Source organism: Amycolatopsis sp. NPDC005232 (assembly GCF_040607795.1).
Lineage (GTDB): Bacteria > Actinomycetota > Actinomycetes > Mycobacteriales > Pseudonocardiaceae > Amycolatopsis.
Genome location: NZ_JBEXHL010000030.1, coordinates 41812 through 60713, shown reverse-complemented (window position 1 = coordinate 60713; position 18902 = coordinate 41812). Strand labels below are relative to the sequence as shown.

Below are 18902 nucleotides of genomic sequence, written 5' to 3'. Positions count from 1 at the left end.
GGTGCACGCGCGCCCGGCTTGGTCTACTGTCGAGTAGCCACCCATACCGGCGGCTTTCCCCCGAAGCAACAACGGAGGTGCCCGGATGAGGAACCCGGCCGGGGTGTTCGGCCTCGCCAGCCAGGTCACGGACAAGGTGGCCGAGACCGTACGCAGCATCGACGTGATGCGCCGCGCGGGACTCGTGCCGTTCCCGCGGCTCGACGAGGGTGTGCGCTCGGTCGTGGCCATCCGGAAGTACGGCCCGTTCGCCGGCGCCAACCACATCGCCGCACGCCGCGACCCCGCGGCCGTCGGGATCGTCGACGAGCTCGGCCCGCTCACGTTCAAACAGCTCGACGACCGGTCCAACGCGCTCGCCAGGGCTTGGTCCGAGCGCGGGCTCGGCGAGGGCACCGTGATCGCCGCGCTGTGCCGCGACCACCGCGGCCTCGTGCTCACCATGGCGGCCGCCGGCAAGCTCGGCGCGCGCCTGCTGCTGATGAACACCGGCTTTGCGAAGCCGCAGCTGGCCGACGTCGCGAAGCGTGAACGCGTCACCGCGCTCGTGTACGACCAGGAGTTCACCGGCCTGCTCGACGCGATCCCCGGTGACGTCGAGCGCTACCTCGCGTGGGTCGACGAGCCGGGCGATCACTCCGTGCCCGTGCTCGACGAGATCATCGCCAGCACCGACGACCGCCCGCTGCCCGCGCCCGCCAAGCCCGGTGGGTTCGTGCTGCTCACCAGCGGCACCACCGGCACGCCCAAGGGCGCGCCGCGGCCGCACACGTCGCCGCTTGCATCCGCGCAGTTCCTCGACCGCATCCCGCTGCGCGCGGGCGAAGCCACGTACATGGGCGCGCCGCTCTTTCACGGCACCGGGCTTTCGCAGTTCATCCTGAGCTTCGCGCTGGGTTGCAAGGTGGTGATGCGGCGCAAGTTCGACCCGGAGCAGACTTTGAAAGGTGTCGCCGAGCACCGCTGCACGACGCTCGTGCTGGTGCCGACGATGCTGCAGCGCATCGTCGACCTGCCGCAGGAGGTGCGCGACCGGTACGACACCTCGTGCCTGCGGATCATCTTCGTCGCGGGCTCCGCGCTGTCGCCGGATCTGGGCAACCGGGCCAACGAGCAGTTCGGCGACGTCGTGCACAACCTTTACGGCTCAACGGAAGTCGCCGTCGCGACCGTCGCCACGCCGGAAGACTGGCGCAAGGCGCCGGGCACCGTCGGACGCGCGCCCGTGGGTTGCCGCGTCGCGCTGTACGACGAGCACGGCCGCCAGATCACCGAGCCGAACGTGACGGGCCGCGTCTTCGTCGGCAGCGGCCTCAGCTTCGGCGGCTACACCGACGGCCGCCACAAGGAGATCATCGACGGCCTGCTTTCCAGCGGCGACGTCGGCCACTTCGACGAAGACGGCTTGCTCTTCATCGACGGCCGCGACGACGAGATGATCGTCTCCGGCGGCGAGAACGTGTTCCCGGTGGAGGTGGAGAACCTCCTGGTGGAGCGGGAAGACGTGATCGAGGCCGCCGTGATCGGCGTCGAGGACGAGAAGTTCGGCCAGCGGCTCAAGGCGTTCGTGGTGCGCAGCGAGAACTCCACGCTCGACGCCGACGGGGTGCGCGACTACGTGAAGTCGAATCTCGCCCGCTACAAGGTGCCGCGCGACGTCGAGTTCCTGGACGAGCTTCCGCGCAATGCGACCGGGAAGGTGTTGCGCTCCAAGCTCAGCTGACTCACTCCCACCCGATGCCGAAGATCCCCGGCCCGAAGTCGAGCGCCACGGCGTGCACGCCGCCCGCCGAGTCGAGGCGGAGGCGGCGGCGGGACGGGGTGGTGTCGCCGCCGCGGGAGTACTGCCAGCAGCGCGCGGGCTCGGCTTCCGGGGCGAAGCGGATTTCCAGCAGGTATTCGCGCACGGGGCGGCGGAACTCGCGGTAGTGCGTGGCGCGGCATTGCGGGTAGGGCGGGCCCGCGTTGGTCAGCGAGTACTCGATCAGGTTCGTCTCGCCGCGGTCCAGCGGGCGGTCGAAGAGCAGCTCCGCCACCAGGATCCCGTGCGAGGAATCCGCCTCGAAGCGGCCGACGCGGCAGTTGCGCACGGCGTGGACCTGCGGCACGGACGCGGCGTCGTCCTGGGCGTAGACGAGCAGCCAGCGGTCGAGGCCGTCGGCGCCGGCCTGGAAGACGGCGCGGGACGTGACGGCCTGCTGGCCGCCGTCCGCGGCGATCTCGCAGCGGTCGTGCAGGCCGACGAGCTTGAGGTGCTGCTGCTGGTCGAGCATGTTCGACGCGCCGACGCGGTCCAGCAGCGGTTGCAGCGTCTCGCGCGTGAACGTCAAAGGCTCTTCGCCGACGCGGTCGCGGCGGGTCGCGCCGCGGGGGCGGGGCGGCGGCAGCAGGCCCAGCAACGAGCCGGCCGGGACGTCGAGGATCTCCTCCAGCAGGCGCACCGCGGACAGCGAACCCGCGCGTTCGGGCTGGCGTTTGCCCGACTGCCAGTAGCTCAGCGCCGTGACGCTGACGGCCGCGCCGCGGGCGCGCAGCCGCGCCTGGATCCGGTCGAGCGACAGGCCGCTGGCGGTGATCGCCGCGCGCAGCGCGCTCGCGAACGCGGTCCGGGCGCCGTCGGCCCCGGACTCGTCCGCAGTTCCACCAGCCATGCCCCCGCCCGTGGTCTCGCACCGCACCGGTTCGTGGTGAAACCCGTGAAAACCCGTGTCCGAAAAACCTGTGGTCCTCCAAACGGAGTGCCTGAAAACCCACAGTGTCCGAACCGACACTCGAGACCGTATCAGCAGCCGACCAGGCACTCCGCGTCACCACTGGGGCGAACGGGCTAGTACTGGCAACTGTGAACCATTGCCCTGACCTGCGGGGTCGCGTTTGTATGGCCATCGAGCCCCGCGCCGGCGATCCCGGTTGCGGCGCAGCTACTTCGGCCCCGGCCCGCGGTCCGCGCCCCGTGCACGGCCGGCGGCCGTACCCGGTACCGGTGGCCCGGCGATGCCCCCAGCGCCGGGCCACCGGTCAAGGGCCAAGGCACGGTGGTTACCAACCGGTAGGATCCGGCCCATGGTCCTGCGGAAGAACATCCTGATCACCGGCGCCAGTTCGGGGCTGGGCGAAGGCATGGCGCGCCAGTTCGCGGCACGCGGCCGCAACCTCGCCCTCTGCGCGCGGCGCACCGACCGCCTCGACGAGCTCGCGGCCGAGCTCAAAGCCGCCTTCCCCGGGATCACGGTCGTCACCCGCCCGCTCGACGTGAACGACCACGACCGCGTGTTCACCGTCTTCGAAGAGTTCCGCGGCGAGCTCGGCTCGCTCGACCGCGTGATCGTGAACGCCGGGCTCGGCAAGGGCCAGCCCGTGGGCAAGGGCCGCTTCGACGCCAACCGCCAGACGCTGGAGACCAACTTCGTCGCCGCGGCCGCGCAGATCGAGGCCGCCGTCGGCATCTTCCGCGAGCAGCACGAAGGGCACCTCGCCGTGGTCTCGTCGTTCAGCGCGATCCGCGGCCTGCCCAAGAACCTCACCGCGTACGCCGCTTCGAAGGCCGGGATTTCCGCTTTCGTGGCGGGCACGCGGGTCGAGCTGCGTCGCACGGACATCAGCGTCACCGAGATCCGCCCCGGCTACATCGCGTCCGAAATGACCGACCGCAGCGGCACCACGCCGTTGCTGACCGGCGCCGAGGCGGGGGCCCGCGCGATGGCCAAGGCGATCGAGGCGGAGCCGAAAATGGCGTACGTTCCTTCGTGGCCGTGGGTGCCGCTCAGTGCGGTCATGCGCGTGCTGCCCGCCGGGTTGCTGGCCAAGTTCTCCTGACGAGCCAAAAGGAGCAAATGCGTTGGGTGCGATCTACCTCGTCCGCCACGGTCAGGCCTCGTTCGGGGCGGCCGACTACGACGCGCTGTCCGAGCGCGGCTTCGAACAGTCCACTGTGGTCGGTCGTGAGCTCGCGCGGCGCGGCGTCGAGTTCGCACAGGTGCGCTCCGGCTCGCTCGCCCGCCAGCGCGACACGGCGGCGACGGCGCTGAAGACACTCGGTGCGGACGTGGCCGTGGTCGAGGACCCGCGGTGGAACGAATACGACCACGTGGACATTTCGCGCCACCACGCCGGCGGCGCCCCGCAGGAGGATTCCCGCGAGTACCAGGGCCTGCTCGACGCCGCGCTCGGTGCGTGGGTGGCGGCGGGCGCCGACGGGCCGTGCGCCGAGACGTGGCCGGCGTTCCTCGAACGCTGCACGGCCGGGCTGACCGACGTCGTCGAGTCACTCGGCAAGGGCGAGCACGCGCTGGTCTTCACCTCCGGGGGCGTGATCAGCACGATCGCGGGCGCGGTGCTGGGCGTGCCCGAGGTCGGCTTGCTGAAGTTCAACCGCGTCACCGTGAACACCGGCATCACCAAGCTCACCTCGGGCCGCGGCGGCGTGAACCTGTTGACGTTCAACGAACACCCGCACTTCGAAGCGGAGGCGGCGCAGCTGCTCACCTACCGGTAGGAGGTTCGTGATGGACTTCGGTGACGTCACGGTGGTCCCGGTCAACGGGCACGCACCCGAAGACGTGGTGGTCGACGCCGAAGGCCGGGTCTACACCGGCGTCGACGACGGCCGCATCCTGCGCGTCGCTCTCGACGGCCGTCGCATCGACGTCCTCGGCGACACCGGCGGCCGCCCGCTGGGCCTGGAGCTCTACGGCGACGACCTGCTCATCTGCGACGCCCGCGCAGGCCTGCTCACGATGCCGCTGGCCGGGGGAGCGGTGCGCACCCTCGCGACCTCCGCCGCCGGCCTCGACCTGGTGTTCTGCAACAACGCCGCCGTCGCCACGGACGGCACGATCTACTTCACCGACTCCTCGCGCCGCTTCGGCATCGACCGCTGGCGCGACGACCTCATCGAACAGACAGCCGGTGGCCGTCTTCTGCGCCGCGCCCCGGACGGCAGCATCGATCTGATCGCCGACGGCCTCCAGTTCGCCAACGGCGTCGCCCTGCCGCCGGACGAGTCCTTCGTGGCCGTCGCCGAAACCGGTGAGTTTCGCGTCACCCGCTTCTGGCTCCACGGCACCCGTCAAGGCCAGCGCGACACCCTCGTGGCGGACTTGCCCGGCTTCCCCGACAACATCGCCACCGGCAGCGACGGCTTGATCTGGGTCACGCAGGCCTCCATACGTGTGCCCGCCCTCGACGCCGTCCGCAGCCTGCCCGCCTCTTTGCGTGCCGCCGTGCGCTCGCTGCCGGCTGCGCTGCAACCCGCCCCGAAACGCAAGGTCGGTGTGCTCGGCATCGCCGCCGACGGCGCTGTGGAGCACGAGCGGTGGGGCGAGATCCCGGGCTTCCACATGCTCGTCGGCGTCCGCGAACACGCCGGTCGCCTCTGGTTCGGTTCGCTGGAGGGCAACGCCATCGCGCACACCGAGGTGTGATCAGATGTCCGGGCCCATCCCGGACCCCTGAGGAGCACACGGTGGCGGACGACGACCTGGCCCAGCGCCTGCACAAGGCCACCCACGGCGGCCCCGCCGTCGCCCCCGAACCCGTGGCCGATCTCGCGGACGCCTACCGCGTCTCCCGCTCGACCCGCGACCTGGCCCTGGCCGCCGGCGACCGCCTCGCGGGCTACAAGATCGGCCTCACGTCCGAGCCGGCCCGCGCCACCTACAGCGCCGCCGAGCCCGCCCTCGGCTACGTCCTGGCTTCCACCGTGCTGGACCCCGGACAACCCTTGCCGACCGCGGACATGTTCGCTCCTCGCGCCGAAGTCGAAATCGCGTTCATCCTCGGCCGCCCGCTTTCCGGCCCCGACACCACCGCCGAAGACGTGCTCGCCGCGACCGCCGCGATCGCCCCCGCCTTCGAAATCGTCGACTCCCGCTGGTCCGGTGGGCCGACGACGTTGGCCATGCTCGCCGCCGACAACACCAACGCCGCCTACGTCTTCGTCGGCCCCCAGGTCCCGGTGCCGCGGGACCTCTCGACCATCACCTGCACCCTGACCGCCGGCGACCGCACCGCCCCGGGCGCCGCCACGGCGGTCATGAACGGCAACCCCGTCGCCGCCGTCGCCTGGCTCGCCGGCCACCTGGCCACCACCGGCGACGAAATCCCGGCGGGCGCCGTCATCCTCACCGGCACCCTCTGCGCCCCCACGCCCTTCACCGGTGGGGAAACCCTCACCGCCGACGTGCCGGGCCTGGGGTCGATCACCTTGGCGACGGAGTAGCCAGTTCGAGCGGTAGCCGTATGCCGCTCGGCACGCCGCCGCGGAAGGCGGGGACGCTCCGTACGCGTGCGGCTGACTTCTCGACGGACACGGCCACGCCGCCGCGCGGGGTGACCGATCAATTTACGAGACTTCCCACTGACTCAGCTGCTTTGTCAGGAGCTGCTCGGTTTCGGCGACCGTGAGCGCGGTCCTGGTGAGGTGTTTGGCGGCGGCGGTGTATTCGGCGACGGCGTCCTGCGACGTGAGGTACACGGTGGTGTGCCGGTGCCGCAGCGCGACGGTCGGCTTGCGGCCGGGCGTCCGGTAGACGACGAAGCCCGGCAGGTCGTGCTGTTCGTGTGGCACGACGCGGATTGCCACGGCGTTGCCCGCCATGACGGTGCGCAGACGTTGGAGCTGAGCCACCATCGTCGCGCGGTCGATCGCCGGGTTGGTGAGGCAGCGGTGGCCGAGGAACCATTCCCGCGTGGCCGGCTCGGGGCCGGTCGCTTGGTCGGTCTCGGCGGTCAGCTCGAACAAGTAGTTCTCCGGGTCGGCGCCCGGTGAGGTCGTGTGCTGGACCATGGCCCAGGTATACGCGCGGGTCTGCAGGTGGATCGGCAGGAACGTCGGTGCCCACTCGGTGATCTTCGAGGCGGTGCGGCTGTAGGCGGTGGCCAGACGTGCCGGGCGGATCGGCAGGATCTCGGCGTGCATGGCGGTGGACGCGTTCACCGCGAGGGTGAGCAGACGGTCGTACTCGGTCGAAGGCAGCCGCAGCAGGCCGAGCATGAACGACAGCCGATCCACCGGCGGCAGGCGACGGCCACCCTCCCAATTCGCGAGGCTGCCCACCGGTACGTCGGCGCGGCGAGCCAGCTCGCGGACACCGAACTTGGCCTGCTCGCGCGCGGTTTTCAGGCCCGCGCCCAGCTCGATCAGGATGGGGGAGGTGGCGCTCGACTCGGTTGTCATCGTGACCTTCTTGCTGGGCCGGTGTTTTCTGCTTGTTTCTGGCTGCTTGTTTCTGGCTGCACGGTGATTCGGCACCGAGCCCCGACGAACCCGCCCCCGGTGAGGGGGCCGTCGGGGCTCGGGCCCTGCGCCCGCCCCAGCCGTGCTGCGGACACAGCCTGGAAACCCGGCCGACGCGGTGTCGGGGCAACCGCATCAGCCGGGCGATCGAGGAGCACTGTTGCTAGGTGTTTCCAGCGACGTGTCAACGTTGTCAACACTGGAAACAGTGGAGGGCAATGCCCTGTTCGGGTGACGTCAATTTCGAGCTGCCGTTGTCTTATGCTGTGTTGCATGGCTGACAACACGGCGACTACGAAGGGCAGAGCACTTGGCGCTGCTCTTCGCAAGGCGCGGGAAGAGCACGGCAGTTCGCTGCGCGCTGTTGCCAGGGATCTCGGTATCGACCCGAGTTCGCTATCGCGCTGGGAGGCCGGTAAGCGGGTGCCGCGGCCCGCGGATGTGGCCCGGATTCTCGGCCATCTCGGTATCGACAACAGCCGGTACGACGAGATCATGGCGATGCTCGATGGTGTGGATGCCACTCAGTGGCTGGCGATCTCGCTGCCGGAGCAGCGGCAGCAGAACTCCGCGCTACTGGACTTCGAGGCGGCCGCGGAAACCATTATCGAGGTCGCGCCCCTGCTGATTCCCGGGCTGGTGCAGACCCGCGGTTACGCGCGCGCCATCATGTCCGGCGGAACGGTTCCGGCCGAAGAGGTCAGTACTCGTGTTGCCACCCGCCTCGGCCGCCGCGAGGTGGTCAGCGCGGAGCGGTCGGACCCGGCGAACCTTGTCGTGCTGATCGGCGAGGCCGCACTCCGGCAGAGAATCGGCAGCGCCGAGGTGATGGTCGAGCAGCTCGAATACCTGCTGCGGGTCGCGGCTTGGGAAAATGTCGATCTGCGCATGATCCAGTTCAGCAGCGGCTGGCACCCGGCGCTGGAAGGACCTTTCACTCTGATCGACCCGCGCGATGATGGATTTCCCATTGTGTTCCTGGAAAACCGGCGCAGCGGGCTGATTCTGCACCAAGAAGCCGATGTAGCGGCATACCGCGAGGCAGTCGACTTCGTGCTACAGGTGGCGATGAGTCCGGAGGCTTCGGCCGAACTCATCGCCGATGTCATCAAGGGAATGAGGACAGGATGAGGCGACCCAGTGGGCCAGATGACTGGCGGAAGTCGAGCTATAGCTCGAATACCGAGAGCTGTGTCGAGGTGAAGATACCTGCCGACTCTGCCAAGTGGCGGAAGCCGCTGCGAAGCCAGAACGGCAACAACTGTGTGGAGGTCGCACTGGATCCGGCGGTCGTCGGCGTGCGGGACACGAAGGACCGGGCCGGTGGTCAGCTGGCCGTCCCGGGTGTGGCGTGGCGTGCGTTGACCGAAAAGATCGTGCAGGACTGAGACAGAACGATGCCCCGGCACACCCCAGCCGTGCCGGGGCATCGTTCTGTCACAACGAAGAACTCACCGGCCCGTCCACTGTGGACTACGTCCCGCCGACCAGGCGGCGTAGAACTCCTTGTGGTCGTGCGCCGTCATGAGCAGGGCCTGGGTCATGGCCTCCAGCTCGATCGACGAGCCCAGGTCCATGTCGAGTTCGCGGGTCAGCAGGACCTTCGTGGTCGAGTAGGCCAGCGCCGGGCCGTCGGCGAGCCGGCGCGCGAGCGCGGCAGCGGTCGAAGCCAGCTCGGAGTCCGCCACGACCGACGTCGCCAGGCCGATCGCCTCGGCGCGAGCCGACTCCAGCTTGTCGCCCAGCATCAGCAGTTCCGTGGCGCGGCCGAGGCCCACCAGCCGCGGCAGCAGGTAAGCCGAGCCCATGTCCGCGCCGGCCAGGCCGACCTTGGTGAAGAGGAACGCGAACTTCGCCGACTGCGCCAGCACGCGGAAGTCCGAAGCCAGCGCGATGACCGAGCCGGCACCCGCGGCGACGCCGTTGACGGCGGCGATGACCGGAATCGGCGTCTCCCGCAACGCCTTCACCACGGCGCCGGTCATGCGCGTGAACTCCAGCAGCTCGGCGGTCTCCATCTTCTGGAGCTCGCCGATGATCTCCTCGACGTCGCCACCCGAGCAGAAGCCGCGGCCCTCGCCGGTGATCACGAGCACCTTCACGTCGCCGCGGTGGGGCAGCTCCGTGACCAGATCCCGCAGGTCCGCGTACACGTCGAAGGTCAGCGCGTTCAGCTTGTCCGGCCGGTTGAACGTCAGCGTCGCCACACCGTCGTCCACGGTGAACTCGAAGTGGTCCCATGACTTCGTGAGCGGGGGCGTCGCGCGGAACGGGCTCATTTCTGGATTCCTCCACCATCGAGTACGAGAGTCTGGCCGTTGATCGCGGCCGCTTCCTCGGCGGCGAAGAACGCCACCGCGAACGCGACCTCCGAGGGTTCGAGCAACCGCCCCAACGGCGAGGCGGCCGCCAGCGCCGCCTCGGCGTCGGCTTCGTCGCGGCCGGTGCGCTCGCGGATCCGCGCGACCGAGTCGGCCGTCATGTCCGTGCGCACGAAGGCGGGGCAGACGGCGTTGGCCGTCACCCCGGTCCCGGTGAGCTCCGCGGCGACCGCGCGCATCAGCCCCACGACGGCGTGCTTCGAGGCCGTATAGCCTGTGGTGTAACGGTAACCGACGTGCCCGGCGGTCGAGGCCACCGTGACGATCCGGCCGCGGTCGCGCGAGCGCATCCCCGGCAGCACCTCGCGGGTGCACAGGAACGCGCCGGTCGCGTTGACCTCGAACTGCGCTCGCCAGTCCTCCAGCGACGTCTTCGCGGTGGGAGCGCTCGACGAGATCCCGGCGTTGTTCACGAGCACGTCGACCGGGCCCAAATCGGCGAAGTACGAGCGCACGGCCTGCTCGTCGGTCACGTCGCACTCGCGTCTGCCCGGCGCGTGCACCGTGTCACCCGCCGCCGTGAACCGTTCCGCGATCGCCGCGCCGATGCCGCGAGTGCCGCCGGTGACAACCACCAGCCGTTTCATCCAGCCTCCTGACAACCTACTCGCTCGAAAGCTACACCGCAGCGGACTGGGGTGTATAGAGTCATGCCGTGCCCGAACCATCGCCCACCGGACCGCAGGAGCTGGTCATCACGCTCCTGGGCAGCTACGTGCGGCCGCGCGAGAGCCGGCGCGTGTGGTCGGGCGGCCTCGTGTCGCTGCTCACCGAGCTGGGCTTCTCCGACGGCGCAGCCCGCATCGCGCTCACCCGGCTGGTCAACCGCGACCTGCTGGCGCGCCACCGCGAAGGCCGGCTGGTGCACTACTCGCTCACGAGCCGCACCGTCGCGGTCCTGGCCGACGGCGACCGGCGCATCTTCAGTCTCGGCCGCCGCGAGCGGCCCGCCGGCCCGTGGACGGTGCTGTGGCAGAACATCCCCGAGACCCGCCGCCAGGCCCGCGAGACGCTCGTGCGGCGCTTGCGGTTCCTCGGCTTCGGCCCGATGCAGGACGGCACGTGGATCGCGCCGCACGACCGCGAGGCCGAGGTGCTCGGCCTGCTCGCCGAGCTCGGCGTGACCGAGCACGCCGGCCTGATGCTGGGCACCCCGTCGGCGGCGCTCGACGTCCGCCGGTTCGCCGGGCGGGCCTGGGACCTCGAGGAGCTGTCGGCCCGCTATGACGCGTTCGTGACCGAGTTCGGTGGCAGCCCGCACGATCTGCCCGACGCGCAAGCGTTTACGGTGCGAACGAGACTGGTGCACGAGTTCCGCGTGTTCCCGTCGCTCGACCCCGAGCTGCCCGGCGAGCTGATTCCCGCGCCCGGCCGGCGCGCGGCGGCCGTCGAGCTCTTCCACGACCTGTACGCCGCGCTGGCGCCCGCGGCGCAACGGCACTTCGATCGTGCTGTGCGGACCAGTGATTTCGACGAGGTGAGGAACCCATGACCCAGGCCGACGACACGCAGGCCGCGCTGAGCTACACGTCGTACCTCGCGCTCGACGAGGTGCTCCAGGCCCAGCGCCCGCGTTCCGACGAGCACGACGAGCTGCTGTTCATCGTGATCCACCAGGTGTACGAGCTGTGGTTCAAGCAGATCCTGCACGAGGCGGAGTTCCTGCAGGCCAACCTCGAAGCCGGCAACACCGCGCACGCGATCCGTACCCTGCGGCGCATCCTCACGGTGCTGAAGGTGATCGTCGCGCAGCTCGACGTGCTGGAGACCATGACGCCCAGCCAGTTCACGAGTTTCCGGGCGCGCCTCGACGCGTCCAGCGGCTTCCAGTCGGCCCAGTTCCGCGAGCTGGAAGCGGTGCTCGGCCGCCGCGACGAGCGCGTGTTCGCGCACTACCCCGAAGGCGGCGAGCAGCGCGCCCGGATCGCGGCGGCGATGCGGCGGCCATCGCTGTTCGATTCGTTCCTCAAATACCTCGCGAACAGTGGTTATGCCGTGGACAGTGATCGAGACGTCACCCGGCCGGTGGCACCTTCGCCCGAACTGCAGGCGGTACTGCTGAAGGTCTACCAGGACGACGGCGGCCCCTCGGTGGTCGCGGAGTGCCTCGTCGACCTCGACGAAGGGATGCAGGAGTGGCGCTACCGGCACGTGAAGATGGTCGAGCGGACCATCGGCGACAAGACCGGGACGGGCGGGTCGTCGGGCGCGACGTACCTGCGGACCACCCTCTTCCAGCCGATGTTCCCGGACCTGTGGGCCGTGCGGAGCAAGCTGTGACGACGCTGGATTCCCTGCGCGCGGACGACAACGCGCTCGCGCCGCACTACTCGCGCTTCCGCGTGGCCGACCGGTTGCTGCTCTCGGCGCACTCCCACCAGGCCTGGCCCGACGTCGCGGAGGAAGGTCTGGCCGAGGCGTTCGCCGACGCGGCCCGCGACGTCGACGAGAAGTGGACCGCCGCGTTCGCCAAGGCCGACGAGCTGCGCGCAGGCTTCCGCGCGCTGCTGTCCGACCCGCACGGCGAGTACGCCCTGGGCGCCAACACCCACGAGCTCGTGATCCGGTTCCTCTCGGCGATCGAGCTGCGGTCCCGCCCGCGCCTGGTCACCACCGGCGGTGAGTTCCACACCCTGCGCCGCCAGCTCGCACGGCTGGAGGAAGAGGGCGTCGAGGTCGTGCGGGTGCCCGTGGACCCCGTGCCGACGCTGGCCGAACGCGTGGCCGCGGAGGTCGACGAGAACACGGCGGCCGTGCTCGTGTCCGCCGTGCTGTTCGAGACCTCGCGGCTCGTGCCCGGGCTCGCGCACCTGGCCGACGTCTGCCGCGCCGGCAATGTCGAACTGGTCGTGGACGCCTACCACGCCCTGGGCGTCGTGCCGTTCTCGCTGCACGACCTGGGACTCACCAACGCGTGGGTGGTCGGCGGCGGCTACAAGTACCTCCAGCTCGGCGAGGGCAACTGCTTCCTGCGCCTGCCGGCCCACGCGCAGGAGCTGCGCCCGGTCGTCACCGGCTGGTACGCGGAGTTCGGCGCGCTCGCCGACCGGCAGCGCCCGGACCGCGTCGCCTACGCCACCGGCGGCGACCGCTTCGCCGGCGCGACCTACGACCCGTCGAGCCACTACCGCGGCGTGCGCGTGCAGCGGTTCTTCGCCGAGCACGGCCTGACGCCGGAGTTCCTGCGCACGGTGTCGCAGCACCAGGTCGGCCTGCTGGCGCAGTGCTTCGACGACCTCGGCCTTCCCGCCGACGTGGTGTCGAGGGACCGCGAGACGCCGCTGGGGATGATCGGCGGGTTTCTGTCGCTGCGCAGCCCCTCGGCCGGCGACCTGCAGAACGCGCTGGCCGAGCACGGCGTCCGGACCGACAGCAGGGGCTCCTACCTGCGGTTCGGCCCGGCGCCGTACCTGTCGGATGCCCAGCTGGAAGCAGCGATGGCGAAGATCGGGAAGGTCGTCGCCGGCTGATCGACGACCTGCGGTGGTCGGTTCGCGCGGATGGCTCTAGGTTGGCGGTGTGCGGGGTGGACGACCTCCGTCCGGCACACCACCTTCCGGAGCGCGCGGCCACGAACCGCGAGCGGTCAGACAAGGGAGTCACCACCGTGACCGAAGGAGTGTTCGGCCGGCACAGCGGCCATGAACAAGTCGTGTACTGCCACGACGAGGCCAGCGGCCTCAAAGCCATCATCGGTATTTACTCCACCGCACTGGGCCCGGCGCTCGGCGGCACTCGCTTCTACCCCTACGCCACCGAGGACGACGCGCTCGACGACGTGCTAGCGCTCTCCAAGGGGATGGCGTACAAGAACGCGCTGGCCGGGCTCGACCTCGGCGGCGGCAAGGCCGTGATCCTCGGCGACCCGGCCACGATGAAGTCCGAAGCGCTGCTGCGTGCATACGGCCGCTTCGTGCAGTCCCTCGGCGGCCGCTACATCACGGCCTGCGACGTGGGCACGTACGTGCACGACATGGACGTGGTGGCCCGCGAGACCAAGTTCGTCACCGGCCGCTCGCCCGAAGACGGTGGTGCGGGCGACTCCTCGGTGCTCACCGCGTACGGCGTCTACCAGGGCATGCGCGCTTCGGCCGACCACGTGTGGGGCGTGCCCGAGCTGGCCGGCCGCCGGGTCGGCGTGGCCGGCGTCGGCAAGGTCGGCCACATCCTCGTGGGCCACCTCGTGGAGGCGGGCGCGCAGGTCGTGATCACCGACGTGTCGGCGCCCGCGCTGGAGCGCACGCGCGCCGCGTACCCGGGCGTCGAGGTCGTGTCCGATGTGGACACCCTGATCCGCACGGACCTCGATGTCTTCGCCCCGTGCGCTCTCGGTGGTGTGCTCACGGACGAGACGGTGGCCGCTCTGCAGGCCCGCATCGTGTGCGGTGCCGCGAACAACCAGCTCGCCCACCCCGGCGTCGACAAGCTCCTCGACGACCGCGGCATCCTCTTCGCACCCGACTACCTGGTCAACGCCGGCGGCGTGATCCAGGTCGACGACGAACGCCACGGCTTCGACTTCGCCCGCGCTCAGCGCAAGACCACGGCCATCTTCGACACCACGAAGGCCGTGTACGCCCTGGCCAAGGCCGACGGCGTCCCGCCCGCCGCGGCGGCCGACCGCCTCGCCGAGCGTCGCATGGCCGACGTCGGCCGGCTGCGTTCGATCCTGACGGTCTGAGTTTTTCACGACGGCGGGCGCACGGGTTTCCGTGCGCCCGCTTTGCTCGGCAGGGTTCAGACGAGGGCCGGCGTGATCCGCTCCGATGTGGACAGTCGCTGCGCGCGGCGCGCGAGGATGATCATCACGGCGGGGATGAGCAGGTCGGTGACCAGGACCCCGCCGGTGTTGCCCGGCGCGTGGTCGCCGTTGGCGAACCACTGGTAGACGTGCCCGACGACCGCGCCCCAGAGGAACATCCCGGCGCCGATTCCGATCGTAAGGCGTTCCCGGGTCGAGGCCGACGCGGCGCGGAAGCCCATGATCGCGAGCCCGAGGTTGGCGAAGGCGATTTCGAACTCGAACGGGGTCCGCGTGAAGCCGATCGCCGTGGCCATCACGTCCGGGGCCCCGACGAACGCGAGCGTCATCCAGAGACTCCCGCAGCCGAGGGCGCCGATGGCCCACCACCGTTGCCAGGTTTCCAGTGCGGCTTGGCGAGAGGGGCTGTGCCGGGTGCGGAGGAAGGCGCCGATGGCCGGCACCAGGACGAAGACCAGGGGAACGGCGGACTGGGCGAGGTACTCGATCGTGGTCATGACTTGAGTCTTGCATGGTTAATATTAACCTAGCAAGACTCAGGGTAGACTTGTGGTGTGGACGACGATCTCGCTGACTTGCTGCATCGCGTGGTGTTCCTGCTGGGGGAGGCCGCGCGCCGGCGCTCCGACAGTGCCGGTGGTGCCGGGGGCCTGAGCTACAGCCAGATGCGGCTGCTGGGCACACTGGAGGACATCCAGCCGGTGACCCAGCACCAGCTGGCACAGGCGCTGTCGGTGTCCGACCCGGCGATCAGCCGCGCGCTGCGCCCGCTGGAGACCGCCGGGCTCGTGGCTGTCCGCCAGGACCCCGAACACGCCCGGCGCCGGCTCGTGAGCATCACCGAGGTCGGCTCGAAAGCCTTCCACGACAACGGGAAACCGCTCTACGACGAACTGCGCGCCGCCCTGCTCGAAGCCGGCTTCCCGTATGAGCAGTACCTGCGCGACACCGCTCGGCTGGCCCGGCTGCTGGAGGCATGAGAAAGGCCCTCTCACCGCGGTGAGAGGGCCTTCTTCGGTGGGTGACGCTCAGCCGCTCTTGCGGCGGAACGTGCGCTTGTTCGCGGCGGGCCCGTGGGCGTGCTGGTTCTTGCCGCCACCGGTTTCGTGGGCGGAGCCGGAGCGGGCGTGGGCCTGCTTGCGCTCCAGCGCCTCGCGGAACTTGCGCTTGACGTCGTCCTCCTCGCCGCTGGGCGACGGTTGCGGATCACTCATGCTTACCTCCGAAGGTGACGACGTGTGACCGTCCCAGCCTGGCACCGCCGGGAGCCCGACGCGAGTCGATTTCGACACACCAGGACACCGTCACACCCGCACAGCCAACCACGCTCGACCGGCCGCGGACGCGCCGGTACCCCGTCCGGGAACGGCCAACAACGACGGGTTGGCCGCTCCGGACGGGGTACCGGCCGGGTCGATCAAGCGGAGGCTGCGTGATCGGTCCGCCGCTGTCCGGCGGTTCGCGGCGAGGGGACGGACGCCACGAACCGGTGCGGCCGCGGGTGAACCCGGCGGCGGGCGCGGACCGCCGCCGTCACCACGAGCCGAGACAGCAAGCCCACGACGAGCACCGCGCCGAGCACGAGGGCGGCGCGCCCGCTCGCGGTGTCGAAGAGGAGGTGGCCTTCGCGGCCGAGGATGAAGCCGGAGTCGACGGCCCAGGCCACGACGGCGATCCCCGCCGCCGCGGCCGGGGCCGTGGTCGCAGCGGCGGCGACCACGACGAGCGCCAGCGGCACCAGCGCGTAGAGCGGGTGCGCGGTCGCCCCCGCGACGTCCGCCCCGATCGAGGCGGCCACCACGGCCGCGCAGCCGAGCGGGAAACCGAAACCACCGGTGATGCCCATGGGTCCAGCTCAGCGCGCCCGCCCGCACCGCACGAGAGGCGCGGACGCTTTCCCTACAGCCCAAGCGGTGTTCTTGACGTCTCCTTAACTGTGCCGATCGTTGCCAATCCGACCACAGTCACGGCCGAATGGCTTCGTAGCAACGGTTACGTACCGCGTGGGGTCGGCCTACTTTTGGCCGGATTGGTAACTGCGGCTCGTGGCCCGCACGATCGCGCCCACGATTTCCGGCCACAGCGGTTCGGGCAGGTCGTGGCCCATGCCGGGGATGACCACCAGCTCGGCGTCGGGGATCGCGGCGGCGGTGGCCTTGCCGCCGCTCACGTCGATCATCGGGTCGGAGTCACCGTGCACGACCACTGTCGGCAGCCGCAGCGAGCGCAGCGCCTCCGTGCGGTCGCCCGACGCGACAACTGCCGCGGCCTGGCGCAGCGTGCCCATCGGGTGCTGCGCGCGGTCGTAGCCCCGCGCTGCCTTGAACCGCAGGTACTCGTCGGTCGCGGGGTAACCAGGCGAGCCGGTGGTGCGGTAGGAGGCGATGCTCTGCTCGATGGCCTCCTCGCGCGTCGCCGCGGGTGGGCGCGTCAGCGTGGCCAGCGCGGCGGGCGAGGTGTGCCCGACGGTCGGGTCGCCGGTCGTGGACATGATCGACGTGAGGCTCAGCAGCCGGTCCGGGTGGTCGATGGCGAGCTGCTGCACGACCATCCCGCCCATCGACGCGCCGACCACGTGGGCCTTCGCGAAGCCGAGCGCGTCGAACAGGCCGACGGTGTCGTCGGCGAGGTCCGAGAGCAGGTACGGCGCCGAGGCCTGCCCGGCCGAGATCCCCGCCAGGTCGGGCGCGCCGAGCTCGTCGAGGTAGGCCGACAGGCCGATGTCGCGGTTGTCGAAGCGGACGACGAAGAATCCCCGGCTCGCGATCAGCTCGCAGAACCCGGTCTCCCACGTCACCATCTGGGCACCGAGGCCCATCACGAGCACCAGTGGCGGGTTCGCGGCGTCGCCGAAAGTGTCGTACTCGAGTTCGAGGCCGTTGGCCAGGGCACGGGGCATGCCCTGATCCTGCCCTAGATCCCCGAATCCTGGCACGCGCCGTCGTTATCCGGATACGGTACATCGCATGCCGTCTTCGTCCTCGCGGGCCGGGAACCGTCCTCGCTCGCGCGCGGCAGCGGGACTGCCGGCCGTCACCGCCGAAAAGGTGGTCGACGCCGCGGTCGCGCTGACCGCCGAGCGCGGCCTCGACAACTGGACGTTGCGCCAGCTCGCTGCGGCCGTGGACGCCTACCCCGCGGTGATCTACCACCACGTCGGCGACCGGGACGCGGTCGTGGCCGCGGTGCTCGATCGCGTCGTCGGCCTGCTGAGCCTGCCCGACGAAGACCTGCCGTGGCAGGACTGGTTCGCCGAACTGCTGGCCGAGCTGCGCACGGTGTTGCGGGCGCACCCCGGCACGGCGCGGCGGCTGGTGCTGTTCGGGCCGTCGGTGTCGGCCGCCATCCGCACGATCGACCGCGGGGTCGGCGTGCTGCTCGCCGCCGGCTTCGGCGAGGAGAGCGTGCTGGCCTACAACGTGCTCGTCGCCACGGCCTGCCAGTTCGTCGCGATGGAGGACGACCGCGACAGCACGCTCGCGTTGCGCCTGGACAACACCGAGGAGTACGCGACCTATCACGACCGTGCCGACCTGCCCGGCATGGCCGCGCAGGGCCGCGCGATGCGGGAGCTGATGGCCGATCCGGAGCTGGCGGCCGGCTGGTACGCCCGCCTGTACGACTACGCGGTGCGCCGCTGCGTGGACGGGCTGGCGCACCGCCTGGCCGAGCTCGAGGCCGAGCCTCGGGGCTGATCGGGTGGTAGCAGCCTTCCGGTGTGGGCCGAACGTGTGACCACCCCGGTGAAATCGGGGGGAAACTGACAGCGAACCCACGTCGACCAGGGGTAACGTGACAAGGAGCCGGGGGTCGTGAGGCTTCCGGCCGGGGCCCCCGGCACTTTCCTCCCCCCTCGTGGTGCCGGGGGTTCCGTCATTCCCCGGGAACTTCGCCCTGGATCAGCGGGAACACCTCACCGATGAGCGTGACGAGCGATTTGCTCAGCAGCGTGTGCACCTGGTCCCGGCTCAGCGAACCCCGCACGAGCCACTCCCGTCCCGCCGCCTTCACCATGCCGGCGAACGCGCGCACGGCCGCGTTCAGCTCCTCACCGTGCTCGCTGTCGCGCGAAAGGCCAACGGCCTCCAGCACGCGGTCGGCCGATTCGCGGTCGGCTTCTTCGAGGATGCGGTCGACCTCCGCGTCGCGCCCGATGCCCTCGGGCGCGATCGCGGCGAGCCACGTCTTCTCCTGCGAGCGCACCATGTCGAGGAACCAGTCGATGGCCACGTCCGCGCGCAGCTCGAGCGGCCCGTCGGGCAGGATCTCGATCGCGAGCCGCGGCACGGTCAGCGCGCGCCGCACGATTTCCAGGTACAGCTCGCGTTTCGTGCCGAAGTAGTGGTTGATCAACCCCCGCGCGACCCCGGCGGCCGCGGCGATGTCCGAAGTGGACACCGCCGAGTAGGGCCGTTCGCCGAACAGGCGCGCCGCGCAGGCGTAGATCTGTTCTCTGCGCTCGTCCGGTTCCAGTCTCCGCCACTTCGGCGCCGGCTCCGTATTCATACGTAATATTTTCGCA

22 protein-coding genes are annotated in these 18902 nt (G+C 70.4%); 13 read left to right on the top strand and 9 right to left on the bottom strand.

Annotated elements, in window-relative coordinates; all coding sequences use genetic code 11:
* The first annotated feature begins 85 nt into the window (after positions 1 to 85).
* Positions 86 to 1723, top strand: a complete 1638-nt coding sequence (locus ABZU76_RS39055; RefSeq protein ID WP_354879427.1) for an acyl-CoA synthetase — start codon at positions 86 to 88, stop codon at positions 1721 to 1723.
* A gap of 1 nt (position 1724) precedes the next feature.
* Here the strand turns inward: ABZU76_RS39055 and ABZU76_RS39050 are convergent, their stop codons facing one another.
* Positions 1725 to 2651: a hypothetical protein gene (locus ABZU76_RS39050; protein ID WP_354879424.1), complete on the bottom strand. Its 927-nt coding sequence runs from the start codon at positions 2649 to 2651 to the stop codon at positions 1725 to 1727.
* A 412-nt stretch (positions 2652 to 3063) separates the two neighbouring features.
* Between ABZU76_RS39050 and ABZU76_RS39045 the strand changes: the two genes are divergently transcribed.
* Genes ABZU76_RS39045 through ABZU76_RS39030 form a run of 4 tightly spaced genes read left to right on the top strand, consistent with a single transcriptional unit; the run spans position 3064 to position 6220 of the window.
* Entirely contained in the window at positions 3064 to 3816 is a 753-nt protein-coding gene (locus tag ABZU76_RS39045) for an SDR family oxidoreductase (protein WP_354879421.1), read from the top strand.
* Positions 3817 to 3838: 22 nt separating this feature from the next.
* Positions 3839 to 4495: a histidine phosphatase family protein gene (locus tag ABZU76_RS39040; RefSeq protein ID WP_354879418.1), complete on the top strand. Its 657-nt coding sequence runs from the start codon at positions 3839 to 3841 to the stop codon at positions 4493 to 4495.
* A 10-nt stretch (positions 4496 to 4505) separates the two neighbouring features.
* The gene (locus tag ABZU76_RS39035; protein WP_354879415.1) at positions 4506 to 5423 is read left to right on the top strand and encodes an SMP-30/gluconolactonase/LRE family protein; all 918 of its coding nucleotides are present in this window, start codon (positions 4506 to 4508) and stop codon (positions 5421 to 5423) included.
* A gap of 41 nt (positions 5424 to 5464) precedes the next feature.
* The gene (locus ABZU76_RS39030; protein WP_354879412.1) at positions 5465 to 6220 is read left to right on the top strand and encodes a fumarylacetoacetate hydrolase family protein; all 756 of its coding nucleotides are present in this window, start codon (positions 5465 to 5467) and stop codon (positions 6218 to 6220) included.
* Between the two features lie 123 nt (positions 6221 to 6343).
* Here the strand turns inward: ABZU76_RS39030 and ABZU76_RS39025 are convergent, their stop codons facing one another.
* On the bottom strand, positions 6344 to 7177 hold the full coding sequence (locus tag ABZU76_RS39025) for a Scr1 family TA system antitoxin-like transcriptional regulator (RefSeq protein ID WP_354879409.1): 834 nt from the start codon (positions 7175 to 7177) through the stop codon (positions 6344 to 6346).
* A gap of 333 nt (positions 7178 to 7510) precedes the next feature.
* Between ABZU76_RS39025 and ABZU76_RS39020 the strand changes: the two genes are divergently transcribed.
* Together ABZU76_RS39020 and ABZU76_RS39015 are read left to right on the top strand one after the other, a co-directional pair.
* Positions 7511 to 8368, top strand: a complete 858-nt coding sequence (locus tag ABZU76_RS39020; RefSeq protein WP_354879406.1) for a helix-turn-helix transcriptional regulator — start codon at positions 7511 to 7513, stop codon at positions 8366 to 8368.
* Positions 8365 to 8625 carry a DUF397 domain-containing protein gene (locus ABZU76_RS39015; RefSeq protein WP_354879403.1) on the top strand — a complete coding sequence of 87 codons (261 nt, stop codon included), beginning with the start codon at positions 8365 to 8367 and terminating at the stop codon, positions 8623 to 8625. The genes ABZU76_RS39020 and ABZU76_RS39015 overlap by 4 nt, the downstream gene beginning before the upstream one ends.
* A 63-nt stretch (positions 8626 to 8688) precedes the next feature.
* Here the strand turns inward: ABZU76_RS39015 and ABZU76_RS39010 are convergent, their stop codons facing one another.
* Both ABZU76_RS39010 and ABZU76_RS39005 read right to left on the bottom strand, forming a co-directional pair.
* Positions 8689 to 9516, bottom strand: coding sequence for an enoyl-CoA hydratase family protein (locus ABZU76_RS39010; RefSeq protein ID WP_354879400.1), 828 nt, complete (start codon positions 9514 to 9516; stop codon positions 8689 to 8691).
* A complete protein-coding gene (locus ABZU76_RS39005) occupies positions 9513 to 10205 on the bottom strand; it encodes an SDR family oxidoreductase (protein ID WP_354879397.1) in 693 nt (230 codons plus the stop codon). The genes ABZU76_RS39010 and ABZU76_RS39005 overlap by 4 nt, the downstream gene beginning before the upstream one ends.
* A gap of 68 nt (positions 10206 to 10273) precedes the next feature.
* Here ABZU76_RS39005 and ABZU76_RS39000 point away from each other — a divergent pair, with 68 nt between their 5' ends.
* The 4 genes from ABZU76_RS39000 to ABZU76_RS38985 all read left to right on the top strand — a co-directional run bounded on the left by ABZU76_RS39000 (position 10274) and on the right by ABZU76_RS38985 (position 14299).
* The gene (locus ABZU76_RS39000; RefSeq protein WP_354879394.1) at positions 10274 to 11110 is read left to right on the top strand and encodes a PaaX family transcriptional regulator C-terminal domain-containing protein; all 837 of its coding nucleotides are present in this window, start codon (positions 10274 to 10276) and stop codon (positions 11108 to 11110) included.
* Positions 11107 to 11898 carry a tryptophan 2,3-dioxygenase family protein gene (locus ABZU76_RS38995; protein WP_354879391.1) on the top strand — a complete coding sequence of 264 codons (792 nt, stop codon included), beginning with the start codon at positions 11107 to 11109 and terminating at the stop codon, positions 11896 to 11898. Before ABZU76_RS39000 ends, ABZU76_RS38995 begins: the two co-directional genes overlap by 4 nt.
* On the top strand, positions 11895 to 13088 hold the full coding sequence (locus ABZU76_RS38990; RefSeq protein ID WP_354879388.1) for a kynureninase: 1194 nt from the start codon (positions 11895 to 11897) through the stop codon (positions 13086 to 13088). The genes ABZU76_RS38995 and ABZU76_RS38990 overlap by 4 nt, the downstream gene beginning before the upstream one ends.
* A gap of 137 nt (positions 13089 to 13225) precedes the next feature.
* Positions 13226 to 14299, top strand: a complete 1074-nt coding sequence (locus tag ABZU76_RS38985) for a Glu/Leu/Phe/Val dehydrogenase dimerization domain-containing protein (protein ID WP_354879385.1) — start codon at positions 13226 to 13228, stop codon at positions 14297 to 14299.
* A 56-nt stretch (positions 14300 to 14355) separates the two neighbouring features.
* On the opposite strand, the gene ABZU76_RS38980 is transcribed toward ABZU76_RS38985, so the two are convergent.
* A complete protein-coding gene (locus tag ABZU76_RS38980) occupies positions 14356 to 14877 on the bottom strand; it encodes a DUF6790 family protein (protein WP_354879382.1) in 522 nt (173 codons plus the stop codon).
* 57 nt (positions 14878 to 14934) lie between these two features.
* On the opposite strand from ABZU76_RS38980, the gene ABZU76_RS38975 reads away from it, so the two are divergent.
* The gene (locus ABZU76_RS38975) at positions 14935 to 15360 is read left to right on the top strand and encodes a MarR family transcriptional regulator (protein ID WP_354879379.1); all 426 of its coding nucleotides are present in this window, start codon (positions 14935 to 14937) and stop codon (positions 15358 to 15360) included.
* A 48-nt stretch (positions 15361 to 15408) separates the two neighbouring features.
* Here ABZU76_RS38975 and ABZU76_RS38970 read toward each other — a convergent pair whose 3' ends face one another.
* The 3 genes from ABZU76_RS38970 to ABZU76_RS38960 form a co-directional block, all read right to left on the bottom strand.
* The gene (locus ABZU76_RS38970; RefSeq protein ID WP_285973648.1) at positions 15409 to 15594 is read right to left on the bottom strand and encodes a DUF5302 domain-containing protein; all 186 of its coding nucleotides are present in this window, start codon (positions 15592 to 15594) and stop codon (positions 15409 to 15411) included.
* Between the two features lie 203 nt (positions 15595 to 15797).
* Positions 15798 to 16226 carry a hypothetical protein gene (locus ABZU76_RS38965; RefSeq protein ID WP_354879376.1) on the bottom strand — a complete coding sequence of 143 codons (429 nt, stop codon included), beginning with the start codon at positions 16224 to 16226 and terminating at the stop codon, positions 15798 to 15800.
* Between the two features lie 168 nt (positions 16227 to 16394).
* Positions 16395 to 17279, bottom strand: a complete 885-nt coding sequence (locus ABZU76_RS38960; RefSeq protein ID WP_354879373.1) for an alpha/beta hydrolase — start codon at positions 17277 to 17279, stop codon at positions 16395 to 16397.
* A gap of 67 nt (positions 17280 to 17346) precedes the next feature.
* Here ABZU76_RS38960 and ABZU76_RS38955 point away from each other — a divergent pair, with 67 nt between their 5' ends.
* The gene (locus ABZU76_RS38955; protein ID WP_354879370.1) at positions 17347 to 18075 is read left to right on the top strand and encodes a TetR family transcriptional regulator; all 729 of its coding nucleotides are present in this window, start codon (positions 17347 to 17349) and stop codon (positions 18073 to 18075) included.
* 178 nt (positions 18076 to 18253) lie between these two features.
* On the opposite strand, the gene ABZU76_RS38950 is transcribed toward ABZU76_RS38955, so the two are convergent.
* Positions 18254 to 18886, bottom strand: a complete 633-nt coding sequence (locus ABZU76_RS38950) for a TetR/AcrR family transcriptional regulator (RefSeq protein ID WP_220243078.1) — start codon at positions 18884 to 18886, stop codon at positions 18254 to 18256.
* Between the last annotated feature and the right edge of the window lie 16 nt (positions 18887 to 18902).